This window comes from Novacetimonas cocois (assembly GCF_003311635.1).
GTDB classification, from domain to species: domain Bacteria; phylum Pseudomonadota; class Alphaproteobacteria; order Acetobacterales; family Acetobacteraceae; genus Novacetimonas; species Novacetimonas cocois.
Genome location: NZ_QEXL01000005.1, coordinates 123,944 through 142,740, shown reverse-complemented (window position 1 = coordinate 142,740; position 18,797 = coordinate 123,944). Strand labels below are relative to the sequence as shown.

General features: G+C 61.6%; 13 protein-coding genes. 7 read left to right on the top strand and 6 right to left on the bottom strand.

Annotated features, from left to right (window positions below):
* The first annotated feature begins 10 nt into the window (after nt 1–10).
* Nucleotides 11–835, top strand: a complete 825-nt coding sequence (locus NJLHNGOC_RS05205; RefSeq protein ID WP_113595426.1) for an ABC transporter permease — start codon at nt 11–13, stop codon at nt 833–835.
* A gap of 53 nt (nt 836–888) precedes the next feature.
* On the opposite strand, the gene NJLHNGOC_RS05200 is transcribed toward NJLHNGOC_RS05205, so the two are convergent.
* The 3 genes from NJLHNGOC_RS05200 to NJLHNGOC_RS05190 form a co-directional block, all read right to left on the bottom strand.
* On the bottom strand, nt 889–2,736 hold the full coding sequence (locus NJLHNGOC_RS05200; protein ID WP_165837849.1) for an alpha-galactosidase: 1,848 nt from the start codon (nt 2,734–2,736) through the stop codon (nt 889–891).
* A 149-nt stretch (nt 2,737–2,885) separates the two neighbouring features.
* Complete coding sequence (locus NJLHNGOC_RS05195) at nt 2,886–5,144, bottom strand: alpha-N-acetylglucosaminidase (protein WP_113595424.1); 2,259 nt, start codon at nt 5,142–5,144, stop codon at nt 2,886–2,888.
* 4 nt (nt 5,145–5,148) lie between these two features.
* Nucleotides 5,149–7,620: a TonB-dependent receptor gene (locus NJLHNGOC_RS05190; RefSeq protein WP_133258667.1), complete on the bottom strand. Its 2,472-nt coding sequence runs from the start codon at nt 7,618–7,620 to the stop codon at nt 5,149–5,151.
* Nucleotides 7,621–8,186: 566 nt separating this feature from the next.
* Here NJLHNGOC_RS05190 and gluP point away from each other — a divergent pair.
* Both gluP and NJLHNGOC_RS05180 read left to right on the top strand, forming a co-directional pair.
* Nucleotides 8,187–9,545, top strand: coding sequence for a glucose/galactose MFS transporter (gluP, locus tag NJLHNGOC_RS05185; RefSeq protein ID WP_165837848.1), 1,359 nt, complete (start codon nt 8,187–8,189; stop codon nt 9,543–9,545).
* An 18-nt stretch (nt 9,546–9,563) separates the two neighbouring features.
* The gene (locus NJLHNGOC_RS05180; protein WP_113595421.1) at nt 9,564–10,721 is read left to right on the top strand and encodes a Gfo/Idh/MocA family protein; all 1,158 of its coding nucleotides are present in this window, start codon (nt 9,564–9,566) and stop codon (nt 10,719–10,721) included.
* Between the two features lie 175 nt (nt 10,722–10,896).
* On the opposite strand, the gene NJLHNGOC_RS05175 is transcribed toward NJLHNGOC_RS05180, so the two are convergent.
* Both NJLHNGOC_RS05175 and NJLHNGOC_RS05170 read right to left on the bottom strand, forming a co-directional pair.
* Nucleotides 10,897–11,682, bottom strand: a complete 786-nt coding sequence (locus NJLHNGOC_RS05175) for a DeoR/GlpR family DNA-binding transcription regulator (protein ID WP_239021351.1) — start codon at nt 11,680–11,682, stop codon at nt 10,897–10,899.
* 193 nt (nt 11,683–11,875) lie between these two features.
* Nucleotides 11,876–14,194, bottom strand: coding sequence for a beta-N-acetylhexosaminidase (locus NJLHNGOC_RS05170; protein ID WP_165837847.1), 2,319 nt, complete (start codon nt 14,192–14,194; stop codon nt 11,876–11,878).
* On the opposite strand from NJLHNGOC_RS05170, the gene NJLHNGOC_RS15860 reads away from it, so the two are divergent.
* The 4 genes from NJLHNGOC_RS15860 to NJLHNGOC_RS05155 all read left to right on the top strand — a co-directional run bounded on the left by NJLHNGOC_RS15860 (nt 14,174) and on the right by NJLHNGOC_RS05155 (nt 18,006).
* Nucleotides 14,174–14,482 (top strand): hypothetical protein, encoded by a 309-nt coding sequence (locus tag NJLHNGOC_RS15860; protein WP_165837846.1) that lies wholly within the window; start codon nt 14,174–14,176, stop codon nt 14,480–14,482. The genes NJLHNGOC_RS05170 and NJLHNGOC_RS15860 overlap by 21 nt on opposite strands.
* A gap of 200 nt (nt 14,483–14,682) precedes the next feature.
* Nucleotides 14,683–15,654: an N-acetylglucosamine kinase gene (locus NJLHNGOC_RS05165; RefSeq protein ID WP_113595418.1), complete on the top strand. Its 972-nt coding sequence runs from the start codon at nt 14,683–14,685 to the stop codon at nt 15,652–15,654.
* Nucleotides 15,655–15,712: 58 nt separating this feature from the next.
* Nucleotides 15,713–16,711 carry an SIS domain-containing protein gene (locus NJLHNGOC_RS05160; RefSeq protein WP_113595417.1) on the top strand — a complete coding sequence of 333 codons (999 nt, stop codon included), beginning with the start codon at nt 15,713–15,715 and terminating at the stop codon, nt 16,709–16,711.
* Nucleotides 16,708–18,006: a class II D-tagatose-bisphosphate aldolase, non-catalytic subunit gene (locus tag NJLHNGOC_RS05155; protein ID WP_113595416.1), complete on the top strand. Its 1,299-nt coding sequence runs from the start codon at nt 16,708–16,710 to the stop codon at nt 18,004–18,006. Before NJLHNGOC_RS05160 ends, NJLHNGOC_RS05155 begins: the two co-directional genes overlap by 4 nt.
* A 93-nt stretch (nt 18,007–18,099) precedes the next feature.
* Here NJLHNGOC_RS05155 and NJLHNGOC_RS05150 read toward each other — a convergent pair whose 3' ends face one another.
* A complete protein-coding gene (locus NJLHNGOC_RS05150; RefSeq protein ID WP_113595415.1) occupies nt 18,100–18,747 on the bottom strand; it encodes a TetR/AcrR family transcriptional regulator in 648 nt (215 codons plus the stop codon).
* Between the last annotated feature and the right edge of the window lie 50 nt (nt 18,748–18,797).

The window sequence follows — 18,797 nt, the reverse complement described above, 5'->3', positions numbered from 1 at the left end:
GGATCCCGTCATGATCGCATCCCTGCGCGTCTGGCTGGCGCATCTTCCGCTTTCGCTGCTGGTGGGCATGACCCTGACGTCAGCCCTTGTGCTGACGGCCCTGCTGGCCCCGGTCATCAGTCCGTCAGATCCCCTGTCGCAGGACCTGTATAACACGCTTCAGCCCATGTCCTGGCGGCATCCGTTCGGCACGGACGCATTCGGGCGCGATGTTTTCAGCCGCATCGTCCACGGCGCCCGCTATTCCCTGGCGGAGGTATGCATCAGCGTTTTCGTCTCCTGCATCGCGGGCACGCTGGCGGGCATGGTCGCAGCCCTGGTGGGGGGCGCCGTGGAACAGGCCATCATGTGGGTGGTCGATATTGTGTTCGCCTTTCCCGGCATCGTGCTGGCGCTGCTGATACTCAGCCTGCTGGGGCCGGGGTTCCTTAACATGCTGCTGGCGATTTCGCTGTTTTCCATACCCGTCTATGCCCGTCTGGCGCAGAACCTGACGCACACGCTGCAACGCACGGAATATGTGGAGGCCGCGCGCACCCTGGGGGCCGGAATGTGGCGGATCCTGTATGTCCACATCCTGCGCAACGCGGCGGCCCCCATACTGGTACAGGCGACCCTGACGGCCGGGGCAGTGATCCTCAGCGCCTCCAGCCTGTCTTTCCTCGGGCTGGGGGTGGCGCCCGCCACGCCGGAATGGGGCGCGATGATGAGTGACGGCCGCAACTATCTGGGGATCGACATCCTTCCCTCCCTTTTCCCCGGACTGGCGATCACCATCGCGGTTCTGGGGTTCAATCTTCTTGGGGAGGGCATGCGCAAGGTGATGGATGGATAAGGCAGCGGCCTATCCACGGGGGCGCACCTGATGACGCCGCCCCCGTGACCATGTTACTCTGCAGGGCTTGCGTGATGGGGGGCGGAAAAGATTTCCGATACGCGCCATGCGATGCATTTGGCGGTCATGATCCGTTCGCCCGGAAAATTCACGGCCGCGCCCGCGACATCAAGACATGATCCGGCAGCGCTCAGCGTGCCATTGAGGTGATAGCGGAACGTCTGTGTCACCGCGCCCGCATGGCATGCCGCCATGCGGACCTGTCCCGTTTCGGTATCGAGTTCAAGACATTTGCCCGCGAATGCTGCGTTGTGGATCGGCCCTTCGGCGCGGGTATCCGGCAGCACCCACTGCTGTGCGGGACTGGCGGAACATGCGGCCGTCATGACGTGATCCCCCCTGCTGGCATCCACGCACAGGGGCGGACGGCCGAACGCCGCCTGCACGGTCGTGATCTGCCCGCTGGGCTTCAGCGACATGCAGGCCGCGGGTGCGACGCGGTACATGGCGTTGTCGTGCGGCTCCATGCGCAGCGACACGGTCCCGTTGGCGGCGACATGCGTGACCTTGCCGGTCCATACATCCGTCAGGGCCAGCGGGCACTGTTGTCCCCCCTCGATACCCAGGCGCGACATCGGCAGGTCATATGTGGCCGCCTGCGCGTTCTTGTTGAGGACCAGGAAGGCAAACCCGCCGTCCGCCAGCGGCTTGAGCGCGATGTCGGTTCCCGCGTCATCGGATGGATTGTCACGCAGGATGCGATATCCCCCGGCGCCTAGCGTATCCTGATCGATCGCGATGGCGCGGGGATTGCCCAGAATGGCCAGCGACTGTTTCAGGTGCGGGTCATCCGGCGCGCGGGCCATCCGCCTTACATCCGCGCTGAGCACCAGCGGCGCGCCCATGATGGACCACAGGCCCATCTGGCTGCGTTCCTCCGCCGTGGTCAGGCCATTGTCGCCGGGCAGCAGCTGGTCCGCATCGTTCCAGTTCCCCGGCCCGACATAACGCGACAGTGCAACCGTATCGGTAAAGGCCTGATACACCCCGTCAAGACTGGCGCGCGCCGGATCGTGCACCACCCACGGGTCATCCATGGGATGGCCCTGCGCATCAAGGCGGGTGGTGGCGATATCGGGCGCCACGCGCCACATCTGCCCCAGTCCGCGCACCCACTGCATGGACTGGTATTTCAGGGGATCCGTCGGGCCGAATTCGGCCGGGGCGGATTCATCGAACAGGATTTTACGATCCGAATGCGCCGTCGCCGCGCCAAGGGCATGCCCCATCTGCCCGAACAGGCCCTCCAGACTGGTTTCAGGCGCGCCGCAGTTATCCAGCTTCAGGAAATCCACGCCCCAGCCGGAGAATTTCCGCGCGTCGTCGTTCTGGTGCCCGGCCTCCCCCGACGGGACGCGTTCGCATGTCAGCGCGCCGGACGTGTTATAGACCCCGGCAAGCAGTCCCATGCGATGCAGGTCCGCGACATAGGGTGTCAGGTCTCGTGCGAAGCCGGGCTGGGTGCTGTTGCCATGCCGCGGCGATGACCAGTGCGACGCGCCGTAAAGCTGTCCGTCGCCATCGCGCTGCATCCAGCAGTCATCCACCACGACCGTTTTGTACCCCACCCGCGCAAGCCCGGTGGAGACAAGGCCGCGCCCCTGATCGGTCATGAAATCCTGAAAGCTGTATTTCTGCGGGCTGCGTCCGTCGAGCGGCGTCTGCGGAACGCACATGAACCGGGCCCAGTTGTTGAATCCCATGGGCGGGCTGAGGGCAAGCGGCACGGGCGTATTGGCGGCCACCGGATCGGCCGAGGCCCCGCCGGGGGCGAACAGGCCCACTGCGCAGGACAGAAGCACAATGCCCGGCAGTCCCCCGCCATATCGATGTCGCGGCACCTTTGAACCGTATTGCTGCATATCGCGGGCCTTCCTTTCCCTTTCGCCCTGCCGATATCGCGCGGACGGCGCCGGACAGGGGCCATTCCCATTCATGTTGCCCCGTCATGGCCGTGACGGACCACGGTCATGGCGCGGATGCCGATCCGTCAGTGTGTCGCGGTCGTGCCGTCGGTCGCAAGAAAGGTGTGGATTTCCTGCGCGATGGCGTAGCTGTCGCCTTCGGGCGTTGCGGAATAGGCGCGACCGTTACGGCACCAGTCCTCCCCGACCTTGTACCAGTCGATTTCCTTTGGCGGACGCCCGGTGGCAAGCGAGGTCTCGAGACTGCCGAAGAAAAGCTGCCAGCGGGTGCGGTAATAATCCTTTGTCAGGCCGGCCCAGTCCTTGTTGGCGTAATCGCGCAGGTGTCCCACCTGGCTTGCCGTCCTGCCGCCCCAGTTCGTCAGGATGACGCGCGCATCATAATCCATCAGGCTGCGTTCGGCTGGATCGCTGCTCCACGACCGGGTCCATGACAGCCATGTGCCCACGCGGAAAAAGGCGTTGGTGGACAAAAGGGCATCCTGCCGGTCCATCAGTTCAAGCCAGCGCGTCGTCAGGGCATGCAGCCCTGCCCGGTCCTTTGCCGCAAAGGCATCGGATATCCGTGGCAGGAGAGCACGTGCCTGATTGGCGACAACCTGCCGGGTGACATCGACCAGATCATATCGATAGGCCGCCGTCGCCCGCGCGGCATCGGACGCCTGCAGCAGTTCATCCAGCGCGGACTGGAGCATGCGCGGGTCATAGGGCAGGACCTTCATCCCATTCCATGCGGCCGAATGCGTATCAAGCGAGGGCTGGGCATTGAACAGGGAGTCCGGGGCGGCGCTGATTTCCCCGTAATCCTGAATTCCGGTGGCGCGATAGGAAAATGCACTGCGCAACAGCAGGTCCCATGCCCTGCGCGCGTGGACATCGCCGGGCTGCCCATAACGCCGGTCGGCGTAATCCTGTGTCCAGCGCGTGGTATCCACGCCGGCGCGCCGCCATGCGGCCTCGGTAAACAGGTCGAATATATAGGGATTGTTATCCATCCCTTCGGGGAAGACGGCGGTCCCGATCATGTTTTTCTGCGTCTGCCACAATCCCGGCAGGCGCACCCCGTAATCATACGACGATCCGCCCAGCGATGTCCGTCCTCCGAAATCCCACAGGCCGCCATACAGGAAAGGCGCGCCCTGGAAATCCCTGTTCCGGTCCTCACGCACGCGGGTGTTCTGTTCAAGATCGACAATGAACAGGCGCTTGCGATCCACGCCCGCCAGCATCCGGGCGTCAGGTTCCTCATACCATGCCATCAGCATCCACATCGCGCCGGGATGGGCGGTGTCGAGCGCCTTCTGGATCCCCTGCCCCGCAGCGGCCAGCGGCACGTCGCCGGGGCTTCCGCCCTCCTGAAACGGCTGGATGTCATAGACAGGCGCGTCACCGAACAGCTTCTTCTGTTCGTCATAATAAATGGCAGCAACTTTGGCGAACATCGGATCGCGCGGGTCGAGCCAGCCGGGACGGCGGAAGCGGTTCCACTCCCCCTGGTCCACGACATGTGCATCGGGGAAACGTTTGCCGAAATCATCGGGCACCATGCCGTAAAAACCGGGCAGGACGGGCTGTATCCCCAGTTCATGCAGGCGGCCGATGATCTGCCGGGCGGACTGTGCGCGTTTTTCGATAAGGTCACGCGGCACCGGCCCGCCGTAACAGCACATGTTGGCCATCAGCTGCCAGTTGATATGCGCGGGCATGCTGAGCCACGCACGTATCTGTTCATCCTTGTATCCCAGCCGCATGAACGTGCGGTACAGCACCGCGTCCGTCCCCCGTTCGATCAGCAGCGTGTTGAGGCCGTTCATCGCATAGATGTCGATTTCGTGCTGCCACCGATCCCAGTTCCAGTACGGGGACGTATATCCGTCCGTATTTTCATTCAGGGCATAGCGGAACGGGAACGTGGCGCTTCCTTCGATCGGGTGGTCCGGGGCGGGAAGCTTCGCCATGCCCGGCGGCGTTATCTCGTTTGGCGAAATCCCGGCATGGACGACATATTTCAGATACCAGTTCAGGCCGAACAGGATGGCGCTGTCGCTTGATCCCGTAACATGGATATGCCCCTTGCGCCCCGATACGCGGTAACGTTCCGCCGTGCCTGACGCGGGCGTCAGGTCCAGCGTGATCTGCCCGGCATGCGCGGGCAGCAGCCGCGCCACCACGTCGCGCGCCGCCTGGATATCATCGGCGCGCGCGCTGCCCGCGGCGGTGGCAATCCCGCCGGCGAGCAGAAGGGCACTGGCCCCGTTCAGCCATTTCCGGTAGCCGATCCTGCGGGAATGACGGGGAGAAGATGCGGAGTTCCTGTTTTTCATCAGATCAGAACCCCGTCGTGACAGAACAGATGACCGCAGGCGTCGCGCCAACGAAATAGGTCGGGGCGCTGCCTTTGACCGTTGTCCCGCCGACATTCACGGACCGCGCATTGGCCGTATATCCATAAACCCCCGACAGGTAGTGCGCATTAGCGAAATTGGTGACGTTGATCTGGATCTGGGGATGTTTCAGGTAGGAAAAATTGCCGAAACGGTAACCGGCAGTGAGGTTGCCCACGGCATAGGCCGGAAGGGACTGGTCATTCATGAAGGTCGAATACTGCCGTCCGGCCCAGCTGACGAACAGGTTGCCGAAAAAGTGGCCGTTATCATAATTGATGCCGGCCGAGCCACTTTCGGTCGGGCTCATGACCATGGTCTTGCCTGCGGTCGGAAGATAGACATTCCCTTCCTTGAAGTTGCTGTCGATGGTCGTATGCAGGTACTGGAAGGCGATATACGGGCTGAAATGATGCCACGGACGCAGCCCGATTTCCGCCTGGAAGCCACGGATGGTCTCACCCCCCATGTCGATCGGCTGCGTGACGAGTTCGGTGCCGATATAGTTGGACGAATTGACCTGGTGATGGACAAGGTTGTAATTGAACGCGGCGAGCGAGAAGTTGACAAAACCCTTGTGCCGGTAACCAACTTCTTCACCGATCGCGAATTCCGACTTGGGATTGGCCTGACGCTGCATGGTCGGCACGCCGCCCCCGTTGGGATCCCACAGGTCAACATAGATTTCTTCGGACCCCGGCGCACGGAACGAGGTCGTGCCATTTACATAGATCTGGTCATGCGGGGTAATGAAATAGGTGGCGGAGACCTCCGGCAGCGGTTCGGCATAGTTTCCGCCATTAAGGTACGGCCCGCCACTCTGGTCCTGCATGTTTTCGCCGGGGATGTCGTTGGTGGCGATGCGGTTGATCATGACTTCGCGGAAGCCGGCTTCAAGTATCAGCTTTCCATGCAGCGCGGCATAACGGTCATTGATGAACAGGGCGTTCGTCTGCTGTTTGAAATTGATGTTGTATCCCGTCAGGATCTGCCCATTGACCTTGATCGCGTCATTGCCGAAAGAATTGCTGACGCCCCCGGTGTAATCCGCCGGCGTGAAGGATTCGAGTTCGGAATGCTGGAGATAGGCATACCAGTCACCAACGCTGAGGGTATTGTTACCTTTTTTCCATGACAGCTGCGTCGTGATGCCGCCTGTCGATTCAAATTCATGGTCAAAGCTCATCGCGGTGGTGACGCCATTGGTCGCATAGGGCAGGTCAAGCGTGCCCAGCGGCTGGCTGCCCTGGTAACTGCCGGTGGCGCTGAGGTTTTCGCCACCGTTATACATGCCCGCATCCGCGATATAATAAGGCGTGACATCCAGCGTCAGTCCGTGATGCAGGTTCAGGTGAAGCTGGAGGCTGCCGAGCGTATCGACACGCTGCGTCGTATGGAATTTGTGATAGCTGGTATCGCCGGGCGTATAGTTGGTATCCCAGTTATAGTTGTTTCCGAATTCCTGGTACTGCGCCATCGTGGGATAACGCAGCGACTGGGCCGTCTGGTGGTTCCATCCGAAATTGGCGGTGATGCTGTTGCCGTCGCCCCATTCCTTGATGGCCTTGAAATCGATATGGCTGCGATCCACCCCGCCCGGACCGCGCCACTGGTCATAATGGTTGTTCGAATATGAAACATAGGCGCGAATGCCCGTATGGCCGAGTTCACCGGAATCCAGACGGATGAATTCGCGACGCATGTTGTTGTTGCCGTAACTCAGGTCCACCAGACCGCCAAAGCGCGAGCTTGGGGTTATGGTATCCATCTTCACCTGGCCGCCGACAGCGCTGTAGAATGGCGCGGAGATATCGCTGCTTCCCTGCGTCAGGGTCACGGCGGACAGGTTTTCGTTATCAACCATGTCCGCGCTGAAGATATTGGGATTGACCGGATCGCCCAGCGGTATGCCCTGCATGACGAAACCGATTTCCCCCTGCGTCAGGCCACGCACCGTCAGCCCGTCATGCGTTGATCCGCCATACGGATCCGACGCACCGCCAACCACGCCGGGCATGGCCGACAGCATTACGCCGGGGGAGACGGCGGGACTCTGCTTGGCGATGTAATCGCGCGTCATGCCGCTTTGCGAACGCGCCGCCGTCTGCACGGCCATCAGCCCCCCGCCCGGCGTCGTGTTCGTAACGCCCGTGGCCGAACTGATGCCGTTTGCATGAACGGTCAGTACCTCCGCCTTGCCATCTGCCTGCACGCCGGCAGGCGTGGCCGCGGTTTTCGCTGTTTTGGCGGCTGCGCCCTTTTTGGGCGTGGACTGCGATGCGGACGTTCTGGCATGCCGCGCATCATGCGCAAGTGTGGTCTGCGCCAGCGCCCTGGACAGCAGAGCCCCCGTATCAAGGGCAATGAAGGTTGTGCAACATAGGATCAGGGTCTTCCTGCTTGGGTTCAGCACCATCTTCTCCACCGTTTCTTCTGGGACGAGGACTTTATGAATCTGTAGCCGGATCACGACGGGTCATGATGGCAGTCGCGATTTCGTTCCGATCTCAGAAAGATTTGTGGCGTCATAAACGCGCACATTTCAAGACATATTTTAATCGAAACGATCATTTTTTCGGATATGGGTCTTTTCCGCCCCAGAAACATGCCATGTGTGACTTTTCCCACACTCCTTGATGTAACATCCGGAACGATGGAAATCAGTAGAATATGTATCTGTATTTGAAAGAAACATATATTTATATCATATACTTAGTTATGAACACCAAATGGTGTGCAATCATGCTGCCGCGTGCATGGTGCCAATACGTAACGGGATTCGATCATTTTTATGATCGAATCAGACGCATCGCAAAATCCGGAAAAATCCATGCGTCACGATATCAATGAAATAACCACATCGTTCCGCCCTGGAGGCAGATCATGTCGACAATATGACGAAACCGATCATTTTCATGCTTGCATGTGACAATATGCGCGGCCCATGATGACGTCGTGGGAATGCCGCAGGGAAGTTCATGCATGACTTTCGCACCATCCAGACCATCGCCCATGTCACTGACGGCGCAGCATCGCCCTGTATCGGCCCCTTCCCGTCTGGTGACCCTGATGGGATTCCTGTTTTTCATCATCGGGGTCATGACATGGCTCAACGGTCCGCTGATCGCATTTTCCAGACTTTCATTTTCCCTTGATGACAACAGTACCTTTCTTATCCCAACCGTTTTTTATTCCGCCCACCTGCTGGGGGCTTTCCCCTGCGCATGGGTGACGGGGCGGGTCGGCGCGAAATCCGGCATGATGCTGGCGCTGCTGGGAATGGCGGGGGGATGCGTGGGCTTTGCGGCCTGTTCCGCCGCGCGGTTCTATCCGGGGGGACTGGCCGCACTGTTCCTGACCGGCTGTAGCGTGACCCTGCTGGGCATCACCATCAACCCGTATGTCACGGGCATGGGGCCATTCCACACGGCCGCGCGGCGCATCGCAATCATGGGGCTGTGCAACAAGGCGGCCGGTATCATCGCGCCCGTCATTTTCGGGAAAACGACATTACGGGCGCTCGGCAGTACGACCCGCGCCCTTGCCGTTACCACGGATCCGGGACAAAGGGCCGTGCTGATAAGCCATTTTGCCCACCAGATCGTCGTTCCCTACCTTGTTCTGGCGGTCGGCCTTGCGATAACGGCATTATCCATCCGCTTCATTTCCCTGCCACCGCTGCATTTCCATGTGGCCGAACCGCAGGCCACGTCCCGTCCGGCGACGGACCTGCAACGCAGGTGGCGCCCACAGCTGTGGCTGGGGGCGGCGTGCCTGTTCCTTTATGTGGGGGTGGAGGCCATCGCGGGGGACGCCATCGGCACCTATGGCGATCATCTGGGCCTTGATATCGACAATACCAAGTTTTTTACGTCCCTGACCTTCTGCATGATGATCGTGGGCTATGTATGTGGCCTGATCATGATCCCCCGCGTCATGTCACAGCTGTCCTATCTGGCGTTTGCCGCGGCGGTCGGGGTGATCCTGTCGGGGGGCGCCGTCCTGACAACGGGCATGACGTCGGTACTGTGCATGGCGGCGCTGGGCTTTTCCGACGCCATGATGTGGCCTTCCCTCTATCCCGTCGCCATCGAGGGGCTGGGACGTCGCACCCTGCATGGCACCGCCATTACCGTCATGGCCGTCAGCGGCGGCGCGGTCCTACCCAAACTGTTTGTCTGGCTGGCCACGACCTACGGTTTCACGGTCGCCTTTGGCGGCATTCTCATACCTTCCTACCTGTTCATCCTTTCCTATGCCCTGTGGGCGGCGCGCCGGGACGTGCCCGCCACAAGGGAAAGGCAGTCCGGAAATCCCGTAACGCAAACCCCTGTCCTGTAAGATGGAGCATTGAAAAGAATGAAAGTTGGCATCGTTGGGCTTGGCTACCGGCTGGGCTATCTGGCCCATGTCTTCACGCAGGTCCGTCCGGATTTCCAGATCGTGGGATATGTCGATCCCGACCCTGCCGGACTGCCGTCCATGCAGGAACGGGACATCGGGGCAGGACGACATTTCTCCACGCTGGAGGACATGCTGGAGACGGAGAAACTCGACCTCCTGATGGTCGGGTCCCCGAATTTCTGCCATCTTGAACATATCCGCCTTGGCCTTGAACATGGCGTGAAGATTTTCAGTGAAAAGCCGGTTGTCACGGATCTGGAGCAGACGCTCGAACTGGCGCGCCTCCTGTCACGCTTTCCTGCGGACCAGCTGATGGTCGGCCTGGTGATGCGTTATGCCCCGCTCTATACCGAACTGCGTCGCGCACAGGCCGAAGGGATCCTGGGCAACATCGCCTCCATCGAGGCCGCGGAACATATCGCGCCATTCCATGGGGCGTTCTTCATGCGGGACTGGCGTCGTTACGACAAATATTCTGGCGGCTTCCTTATGGAAAAATGCTGTCATGACCTTGACCTTTACAACAGCATCGTGGGCGCCCGTCCCATGCGGGTTGCAAGTTTCGGCGGCCGTCGCAGCTTTACCCCCGAAAACATGCCGACGAACTGGGGCGCCAATGACACCGAGGTCTATTTCCGCAAGCCAAGCGGCTGGATGGGCACGGACAGGGTTTTCGACAGCGATGCCGACATCGTCGACAGCCAGACCGCGCTGATCGAATACGCCAATGGCGCATCCCTTGCCTTTCATGCCAACAGCAACGTCGCGGACCAGTTCCGTCGTTTCTGCATCATCGGGGCGAAAGGAATGGCGGAAGGCGACTTCATTCGCGGCTTCCTCAGGATGCATGATGCCCGCACCAGCGAATGCGTCATCGACCGGGAATTCCCCCGCAGTACCGCCCTGTCGGTACATTATGGCGCGGATGAACAGATGGCGGCCGATGTGTACGATCACGTCACGAAGGGTCGCCCCCTGCCGGTATCCGCCATCGACGCGCTGGAGGCCGGCCTGCTGATTTTCATGATCGAACAGGCACGCCGAACGAAAACCGTGGTCGAACTTGGCGACAGCTGGGCGCGCTTTGATGCCGCACTTGCCAGTGAAGAATGACTTTCGTCCATCCTGCGCCGCCTTTTGAAAGGGCGGCGTTCACGAAAGTCTTTTTCAAGGAGCTGCACAGCCCCCGCCATGACATGCGGCACGTTTCGAAGACAGGCTTTTGAAACCGTCTTTCACGCTGCGCCAGACAGATGGGGGATAAATATGACGACAGGCGCGGTCCGGATCAGACCGCGTCTTCGATCAGGGCCTCGGGCTGCGTCAGGGGAATGTTGAGCTGCTGCATGCGGGCAACCCATTCCTCACCCAGGTTGGCGTCGGTAAAGATCTGCGTGATCTGGTCAAGGCGCCCCACGCGATAGGTGGAGTGACGGCCGAATTTGCCGCTATCGACCAGAAGATAGCGTTCGCTTGCATGTTTGAGCATCGCGGCATTCAGGCTGGCCTCATCGCTGTCCGGCGTTGCGATGGTGTTGTCCGGCTGCACCGCGCTGGCCCCCAGATACAGCTGATCGAACCACAGGCCTTCGATCACCTGTTCCGACAGCGCGCCGACAACGCTGCGGTTACTCTGCCGCACGCGACCGCCCAGCAGGATGATCTGGATGCAGTCGATGCCCATCAGGGCTTCCGCCACGCAGATATTGTTGGAAAACACCGTCAGCGGCATGGGGTCCAGCCGCAGCCGCCGCGCCAGTTGCAAAACCGTGGTCCCGGCATCCAGAAAGACCGCCGTATTGGGACGCAGCATGGCAAAGGCGGCATCCGCGATGGCGCGCTTATCCTCCAGATTCTGGTTTTCGCGGGCTTCGAACGCGATTTCCAGCCCCACGGAATCAGCGATCGTCGCGCCGCCATGCGTCCGGATGATGATGCCCTGCTCTTCCAGCCGCTGCAGGTCGCGCCGGATCGTCGCCAGCGACGCATCCACCTTTTCCGCCAGTTCATGAACACCTGTCGCGCCGTTCAGGTAAAGATAGCGGCGGATTTGCGTCAGACGATCGGGCGCCACATTGATTCTCCCAAAACAGAAAAGCCCCCTGTCCGGCACTCTCGCGGACGGCACGACAGTAACGCGGGACGGCGAAAAACTAGACACTGGGGCAGGCAGGGTCAATGCCGTGCCCGCCCCGTGAACCGCAATCCAGCCGCCGGGTGAATGTCGTCCCTAAAGAGACTCCGGACAACCTCATGAAAACCCGGATCTATTTATTATGTTCCGTATTTTTCTGTCCTGTCAGTGACAATGTCTGGAACGCATAATATAGCGGCTCCTTTTCATCAGGGACCGCGATGCACAGGTCATGCGCGCCCTGTGCCGTAACCGGCAGCGATATGTCCAGGGGAACGCCCGGCCTGGGATGACGCGGAAGGCGGGTGGTCGCTACGGGTTTTCCCGTGCATCGGTCCGGCCACACACTTATTGCATGTCGCGGCGCGTCCAGCTTCATCACAGGCACGCGCGGCCCGTCATCCAGTGGCGTGTTGAAGAAATGCGTGACAGGCACCACCCTGATCGCAAGGGTGCTGGCGCCCTGTGGCGGGGGCGCGCCATACATGACGCAGTCGCGCGTCCGGTCGATCGTCAGATATGGCGCGGTGGCCGTCGCATCCGGCGTCGCGGGGATCCGCAGGGACAGCCGCCCCCCCTCGCACGCCGCAAGCTGCGTGCCACTGCGCGTGGCGATCCCCCCGACGCTGATGACGCGGGTGGAAGACGGGGCAAGCCGCAGGCCACCTGCGTCAAAGGCGGCGGCGCGGACCTTCGTACCCGCGCCGACCGTCAGGGGATGGACATAGGCCGGGGCCTGCGCATCGGGCTCCCGCCCATCGAGCGTATAATGCAGCGTTCCCTGCGCGATCTGGTTTGACAGCGTCACCTCGTAATGGCCGGCCTGATCGGGAATGGCGGAAATGCTTACGGCATAGGCTGCCTGATCCACCGGCACGCCACGGGAAAGCTGTCGCGTCACCTCGTCCTTCAGGCGGATGCGAAAGCTGTCCCAGTCCTGCCGCTCATGCGGGGTCCATGCGGTTTCCGCCATGGCGTCCAGACGTGGAAATGCCGCCAGCATCGTGGCCCTGCCAGAGGTCAGGTATTCCGTCCATATCCCGCCCTCTACACCCAGGATGTGCTGCTGCACGGATGGCGGCATGCCGGGGGGAAGCGGATCAAAATGATAAACGGTCGAAAGGGATTCCACCGGATAGCGTCCCCCCGTCGGTTCGTCATCGCGATCGGTCTGCATGTAATCGAAATACAGCCTGTCCGAAGGTGCCATGACCGCGTCATGACCTGCCTGCGCCGCCGTGACGGCCCCAGCCGTTCCATGCCACGACATGACGGACGCCGAAGCCGGCAGCCCGCCCTTGAGGATTTCATCCCATCCGATCAGGCGTCGCCCATGGGCCGACAGGTACTTCCCCAGACGTTCGATGAACCAGCTCTGCAATGCCTCTTCATCATGAATGCCCAGTTCACGCATGCGCGCCTGCACCGCAGGGGAATGCTGCCACTGGGTTTTGACGGCCTCGTCGCCACCGATATGGATGAAGCGGGAGGGAAACAGTTCCATCACTTCGTCAAGGATGTGATCGATGAAGGCAAAGGTCTCTTCATTCACATTGTAAAGATAGGGATGCACGCCCATCGTGCTTGAAACCCGCGTCGGCGTCCCGCCCGAACCGACCTTCGGATACGCGGCGATGGCGGCCTGCGCATGACCGGGCATATCCAGTTCGGGCACAATCGTTATCTGTCGCGCGGCGGCGTAGGCCACGATGTCGCGTATCTCCGCCTGGGTATAGAACCCGCCATAGGACGCGCCATCGCCATTCGGCCCGGAATCCGGGGCGCGCCGCCATGCCCCCACCCGCGTCAGTTCGGGATAGCGCCGGATTTCCAGCCGCCATCCCTGATCGTCCGTCAGATGCCAGTGCAGGACATTGAGTTTCAGTTCCGCCATGGCGTCAATCAGCGAACGTACTTCCGCAGGCGTCTGGAAATGTCGTGATGAATCAAGCATGACCCCACGCCATTGCAGGCGCGGCCAGTCACGCACATGCATCCCCGGCAACCGCGCCCGTCCCGCGCCCAGAAGCTGCGACACGCTGACCGCGCCGTAGAAAAGGCCGGCCTGGTCGTGGGCGGTCACCACGATGCCGTCATGCCCGATTGCAAGTTCATACCCTTCCGCAGGCGCCGAGGCCGCCGAGGCAAGCAGCCGCATCCTGATCGCGGCGCGCGCGGGTGCCGCGCCACTGTCACGCATCATCAGGACCGGCCCGTGCGGCGCGCGCATCGTATCGCACAGGCGCGTGGCCGTGAGGGCATCCACGCCGTCGACAACGACATCAAGGGACGCGGGCATGAAAAAAAATCCCGGCTGTGTCGACATGATCGCGGGACGGGGCAGCAGCGGAAGTTCGACGGTTGCGGAAGATGCCCAGGCGGCATGAGGCAACGCGGGCAGCAGCCCCAGCGTCAGGGCGAAGGCCGCACGGTGGCCGGAGATATCTGTCATACTCGGTCCCTTGATTCCGATCTGCGTGAATTGAGGCGGTTCCAGATCAATCCTATATCGGAACAATCCAATGCAATCTTTTTTTTGATTGAATACGCCATTCAGGCACAAATCCATCCGCAGGCGGATCGGAAAAAAGCCGACCTCCCCGCCTGTTTACCCGGACAGGGGCAGCAGGAGAATATTCCTGAATATCTAGGGGATTTCGATATTTTTCCGATTTTTCCTGCCCGTGCCGGAACCCATTTGGTTCCCTTCATAAAAGATCAAAACCAATCACATATTTGACTTGACATGAATGACTGAAACGCAAAACATGACGCACAGGAACATGGCGCGTCCATTGGACGAGCGTTTCCGTCACATGCAACCGGCTTCCATCCTTTCGGCCCTGCCCTGCTGGATGGACAATGGGGATTTCTACGATCTTGACCACGGCTTATTGCCATTTCCAGCTTCGCGGGCGGTAACGGATCGTGAAAGGGCTGATGCATATGACAGGTGCCTCCCCCTGCATTCTGGCGCTGGACAGCGGGGGGACCAAAACCCTGCTTCTTGTGGTGGACCGCAACGCCAATATCGTATCCGCGCGCCGGGGAGCGGGCTCCAATCCGTTCGATCAGCCACGATGGCGGGAGGTTCTTGCCGAACTTCTGGCCGATATCCCCCCCCATGTCGCCGGGGCGGCGTTCGGGCTGGCGGGATATGGCGAAAGCGTCACGATCACGGCCCGGCAGGATGCCGCGGTGCATGAAATCCTGGGACCTGCGGCGGATCGCTGCATTGTCCGCAATGACGTGGAAATGGCCTGCGCCGGGGCATTTGCCGGCGCGCCGGGCGTCCTGATCCTGTCGGGGACGGGATCGATGGCATGGGCAACGGATGAAACCGGGCGGAACCTGCGCGTGGGCGGCTGGGGGCCCCTGTTCGGGGATGAAGGAAGCGCGTTCTGGATCGGGCGCGAGGCCCTTTCCCTTCTGACGCAGGCGCTTGACGGACGCGACGGGAACGCGCACCCGTTCATCGCGCCCATGTGCCGGTTCATGAACCTGCCGACCTCTCCCGCTTCTGCCGGTGCGGCGCTGCTCGAATGGTATGGCGGGCTGTCCCATGAACGCTCCGCCGTTGCCGCGCTGGCGCATGGCGTCTGTGAAATGGCAATGGACGGCAATGAACAGGCGCGTCACATCCTTGATCGCGCGGCGCGTCATCTGGCCCGCCATGTCACCGTGGCGCGCAGGGGGCTGTCGCGCCCCGGACTGCCGTGGAGCCATACCGGCGGGACATTCAACAACCTGTATCTGCGTCAGGCCATGACGCGCCTGTGCGGACAGCCGCAGCCCCCCCGCCTGCCCCCCATCGGCGGGGGAATATTGCGTGCGGCGCGGCAGGCGGGATGGGCGACGGATGCGCAATGGATTGACCATATGGCTTCCGCCCTGAAGGAAATGAAGCTGTGAGTCGCCCCTTCCCCCACGATAATGTTTCAAGACACCCCTGTCAGACAAAGGATCCGTCATGAATGCAACGGAACGCGGCATCCGCGAGCAGTTTCCACTCTGGGACCAGGTCATTAACGAACAGGTCCCTCCCCGCGTGGATGCGGTCCATGCCGTCGTGGGATGCGGCACGTCCGTCCATATCGCGGATTCCATCGCAACGACCCTGAATGAGCATGGCGTCATGGCACGCGCCGTGCCGGGCAACGAATGGACCTGTCGCCGTGGTTCCTATATCCCGCTGCGCATCGCGGCCCATGTGCTGGCGCTTTCACGCAGTGGGGAATCCACCGAAACCGTCGCCGCGGCAAAGGCCAGCCGGGCCGCCGGGCTGCAGGTCACGGCCTTTACCTGCGCGCCGGGCAGCGCGCTGTGCGCGCAGGGCGACAGGGTCATGGTGGCCGAAACCCATCCGGAGGAAGGGATCGTGATGACGGCATCAGCCAGCCTGATGCTGCTGATGGGCCTGCGTTACGCCGGGGTGGAGGTCGATGCGACAACTACGCGGACGGCCCGGAACCTTCTGGACGCGGCGGACCCGCACCTTGACGAACTGATTTCCGGTCGGTCGCATTTCGTATTCCTTGGCAGCGGGGCTCTGTATGGCGTCGCGCGCGAAGGGGCGCTGAAGCTTCAGGAAATGAGCCTCAGCCAGACCGAAGCCCATCATCCCCTTGAATACCGCCATGGCCCAATCAGCCTTATCGACGAAAAATCGCTGGTCATCTTCCTCTATCACCCTGACACGGCAGAAGAAGAGGCGCTGCTTGCCAGGGAACTGATGGACAAGGGCGCGCGCGTTCTGGGCCTGGGCGGTCCGGGGACGGTGGAACTGCCGATCGCATCGCCTGCCGCCGTGCGCGCGCTGATCTGCCTTCCGGTCCTGCAACTTCTGGGGGAATACGTGGCACGGATGCGCGGTCTGGATACGCTTGCGCCGCGCCACCTGACAAAAGTGGTCAGGATTGCCCGACGGACCCCACCTTCCCGCCATCCCCAATCAGGACAGCCCCCATGACCACAGCCGCGACGCCGCTCCTCATGCTGGCACGTCAGATCCATGACCAGACGGTCCCGGCCCGCCGTCGCCGGGGAATAACCTCGGTCTGTTCGGCCCACCCACTGGTGCTGGAGGCCGCGCTGTCGCGCGCGGCGCGGACCCGTCATCCGGTCCTGATCGAGGCCACCTGCAATCAGGTGAATCAGGAGGGCGGCTATACCGGCATGACCCCGGCCGCCTTTCGGGACATGGTTCACGATATCGCCCGGCGCGTTGACTGCCCCCGTGATCGGATCCTGCTGGGGGGCGATCACCTGGGACCAAACCCGTGGAAATCCCTGCCTGCGGAGGAGGCGATGGACCGCGCGCAGGCCATGATCGCGGCCTATGCGGAGGCCGGGTTCGTCAAGCTGCATCTGGATGCAAGCATGGGATGCCGGGGCGAGGCGGCGGCCCTGCCCGATGCCGTGGTGGCCCGGCGCGCCTGTACGCTGGCAGCCCGGGCCGAGGCCGCACGCCCCGGTCAGGCGGCCTATATCATCGGGACGGAGGTTCCGGTCCCCGGCGGGGTTGCGGACTCCCTTGACCATCTGTGCCCGACCTCTCCCACTGCTGCGCTGCAGACGCTGCACATCCATGAGGAGATATTCACCACCACGCTGGGTCAGGACGTCTGGGAACGCGTCATCGCCTTGGTGGTACAGCCGGGCGTGGAATTCGGCGTCGAGGACGTGGCCTTCTACCGCCGCGAACGCGCACGGGACCTGATCGATACGCTGTCGTGCATGCCCGGCCGGGTTTTTGAGGCCCATTCCACGGATTACCAGCCCCTTTCGGCGCTGAGGGCGCTGGTGGAGGATGGATTTGCCATCCTGAAGGTCGGCCCGGGCCTGACATTCGCCCTGCGTGAGGCATTATACGCGCTGGACGATATCCGCGCCGTCCTGCGGCCGGAACGCACCAGCCTGCGGAACACCATGGAACGGCTGATGCGCGACAACCCAGTCTTCTGGCAGGGGCATTATGCCGGGAATGCGCGGCAGATCGAATGGATGCGGCATTATTCCTACAGCGACCGCATCAGGTATTACTGGGCGCTTCCACAGGCGCAGGCCGCCGTTCAGTCGCTGTTTGACGATCTGGGGGAAACGGGCCTGCCGGACCCGTTGATCAGCCAGTTCCTGCCCGGCCTTTACGAAGACATCCGTACCGGCAGCATTCCGCGCAACCCACGCATCATTGCCATCACCGCGGTCGAAACGGTTCTGAATATTTACGATCATGCCTGCCATGGAAACAGGGTATCCGCATGAAGCCCGAAGCCGCGCGATCATGAACGCAACGCCGGAAAGATCAGGCAGCCGTTGCAGAACGGGCTGACATCCCACGCCATCAGAATAAATCCGTCACGGCGTTACGATGGGCGCGGCCTCCACATGGCGTGGCCAGAGCGATGATTGCAGGTCATAGGTTTTTTCCAGAAGGGGCACCAGCGCCGGACGCCCCTTGAGGCGTATCCACTCATCCAGCGCGGTGCGGAAGATGGCGATACCGCTGCGTGCCATCAGGCGGGCGGCATTCCTGCGGTTTTTCCGATCAGCAATACGTTTTGCCAGCCCTTCGGCCAGGCAGTCCTCCCACTTTCCGTATTTCTGGAGGCTTACCGTCTGGAGGGATGGCGTCTTTTCGATCAGGAAGACAAAAGCATAGGTATCCTGACGGTTTTTCGCGATCCGTGGCACGAGGGAGGTAAAGGCATGCATCATCGCATCGGCGGGATTCATGTCCGCCGGGCATGACGCAAGGGCGTCGCTCAGGCTCCGGGTCATGCCCTTTGTCCATGCCAGAACGATATCGCCCTTCGTCTCGAACATGCGAAACAGCGTCCGGCGCGATATGTCCGCCGCATCGGCGATTTCATCCACCGTCGTCTGATCGTATCCCTGCGCGGAAAACAGACGCATGGCTTCGGCAATCAGCGTGGCGCGGATGCGCTCCTGCTTGCGTTCACGCAGGCCGGGCTTTGGCTGACTGTCGGTGGCGTCGGGCTTCATGCATTCTCCTCTTGGTCGGATGCCATCATGCCGCAGGGCCCTGTGAACAT

Excerpts from the sequence above, each read along its gene's own strand:
- NJLHNGOC_RS05180 (WP_113595421.1), top strand. The coding sequence starts at position 9,564 with ATGAAAGTTGGCATCGTTGGGCTTGGCTACCGGCTGGGCTATCTGGCC.
- gluP (WP_165837848.1), top strand. The coding sequence starts at position 8,187 with ATGACTTTCGCACCATCCAGACCATCGCCCATGTCACTGACGGCGCAG.
- NJLHNGOC_RS05205 (WP_113595426.1), top strand. The coding sequence starts at position 11 with ATGATCGCATCCCTGCGCGTCTGGCTGGCGCATCTTCCGCTTTCGCTG.
- NJLHNGOC_RS05195 (WP_113595424.1), bottom strand. The coding sequence starts at position 5,144 with ATGAAAAACAGGAACTCCGCATCTTCTCCCCGTCATTCCCGCAGGATC.
- NJLHNGOC_RS05155 (WP_113595416.1), top strand. The coding sequence starts at position 16,708 with ATGACCACAGCCGCGACGCCGCTCCTCATGCTGGCACGTCAGATCCAT.
- NJLHNGOC_RS05170 (WP_165837847.1), bottom strand. The coding sequence starts at position 14,194 with ATGACAGATATCTCCGGCCACCGTGCGGCCTTCGCCCTGACGCTGGGG.
- NJLHNGOC_RS05190 (WP_133258667.1), bottom strand. The coding sequence starts at position 7,620 with ATGGTGCTGAACCCAAGCAGGAAGACCCTGATCCTATGTTGCACAACC.
- NJLHNGOC_RS05150 (WP_113595415.1), bottom strand. The coding sequence starts at position 18,747 with ATGAAGCCCGACGCCACCGACAGTCAGCCAAAGCCCGGCCTGCGTGAA.
- NJLHNGOC_RS05165 (WP_113595418.1), top strand. The coding sequence starts at position 14,683 with ATGCATATGACAGGTGCCTCCCCCTGCATTCTGGCGCTGGACAGCGGG.
- NJLHNGOC_RS05160 (WP_113595417.1), top strand. The coding sequence starts at position 15,713 with ATGAATGCAACGGAACGCGGCATCCGCGAGCAGTTTCCACTCTGGGAC.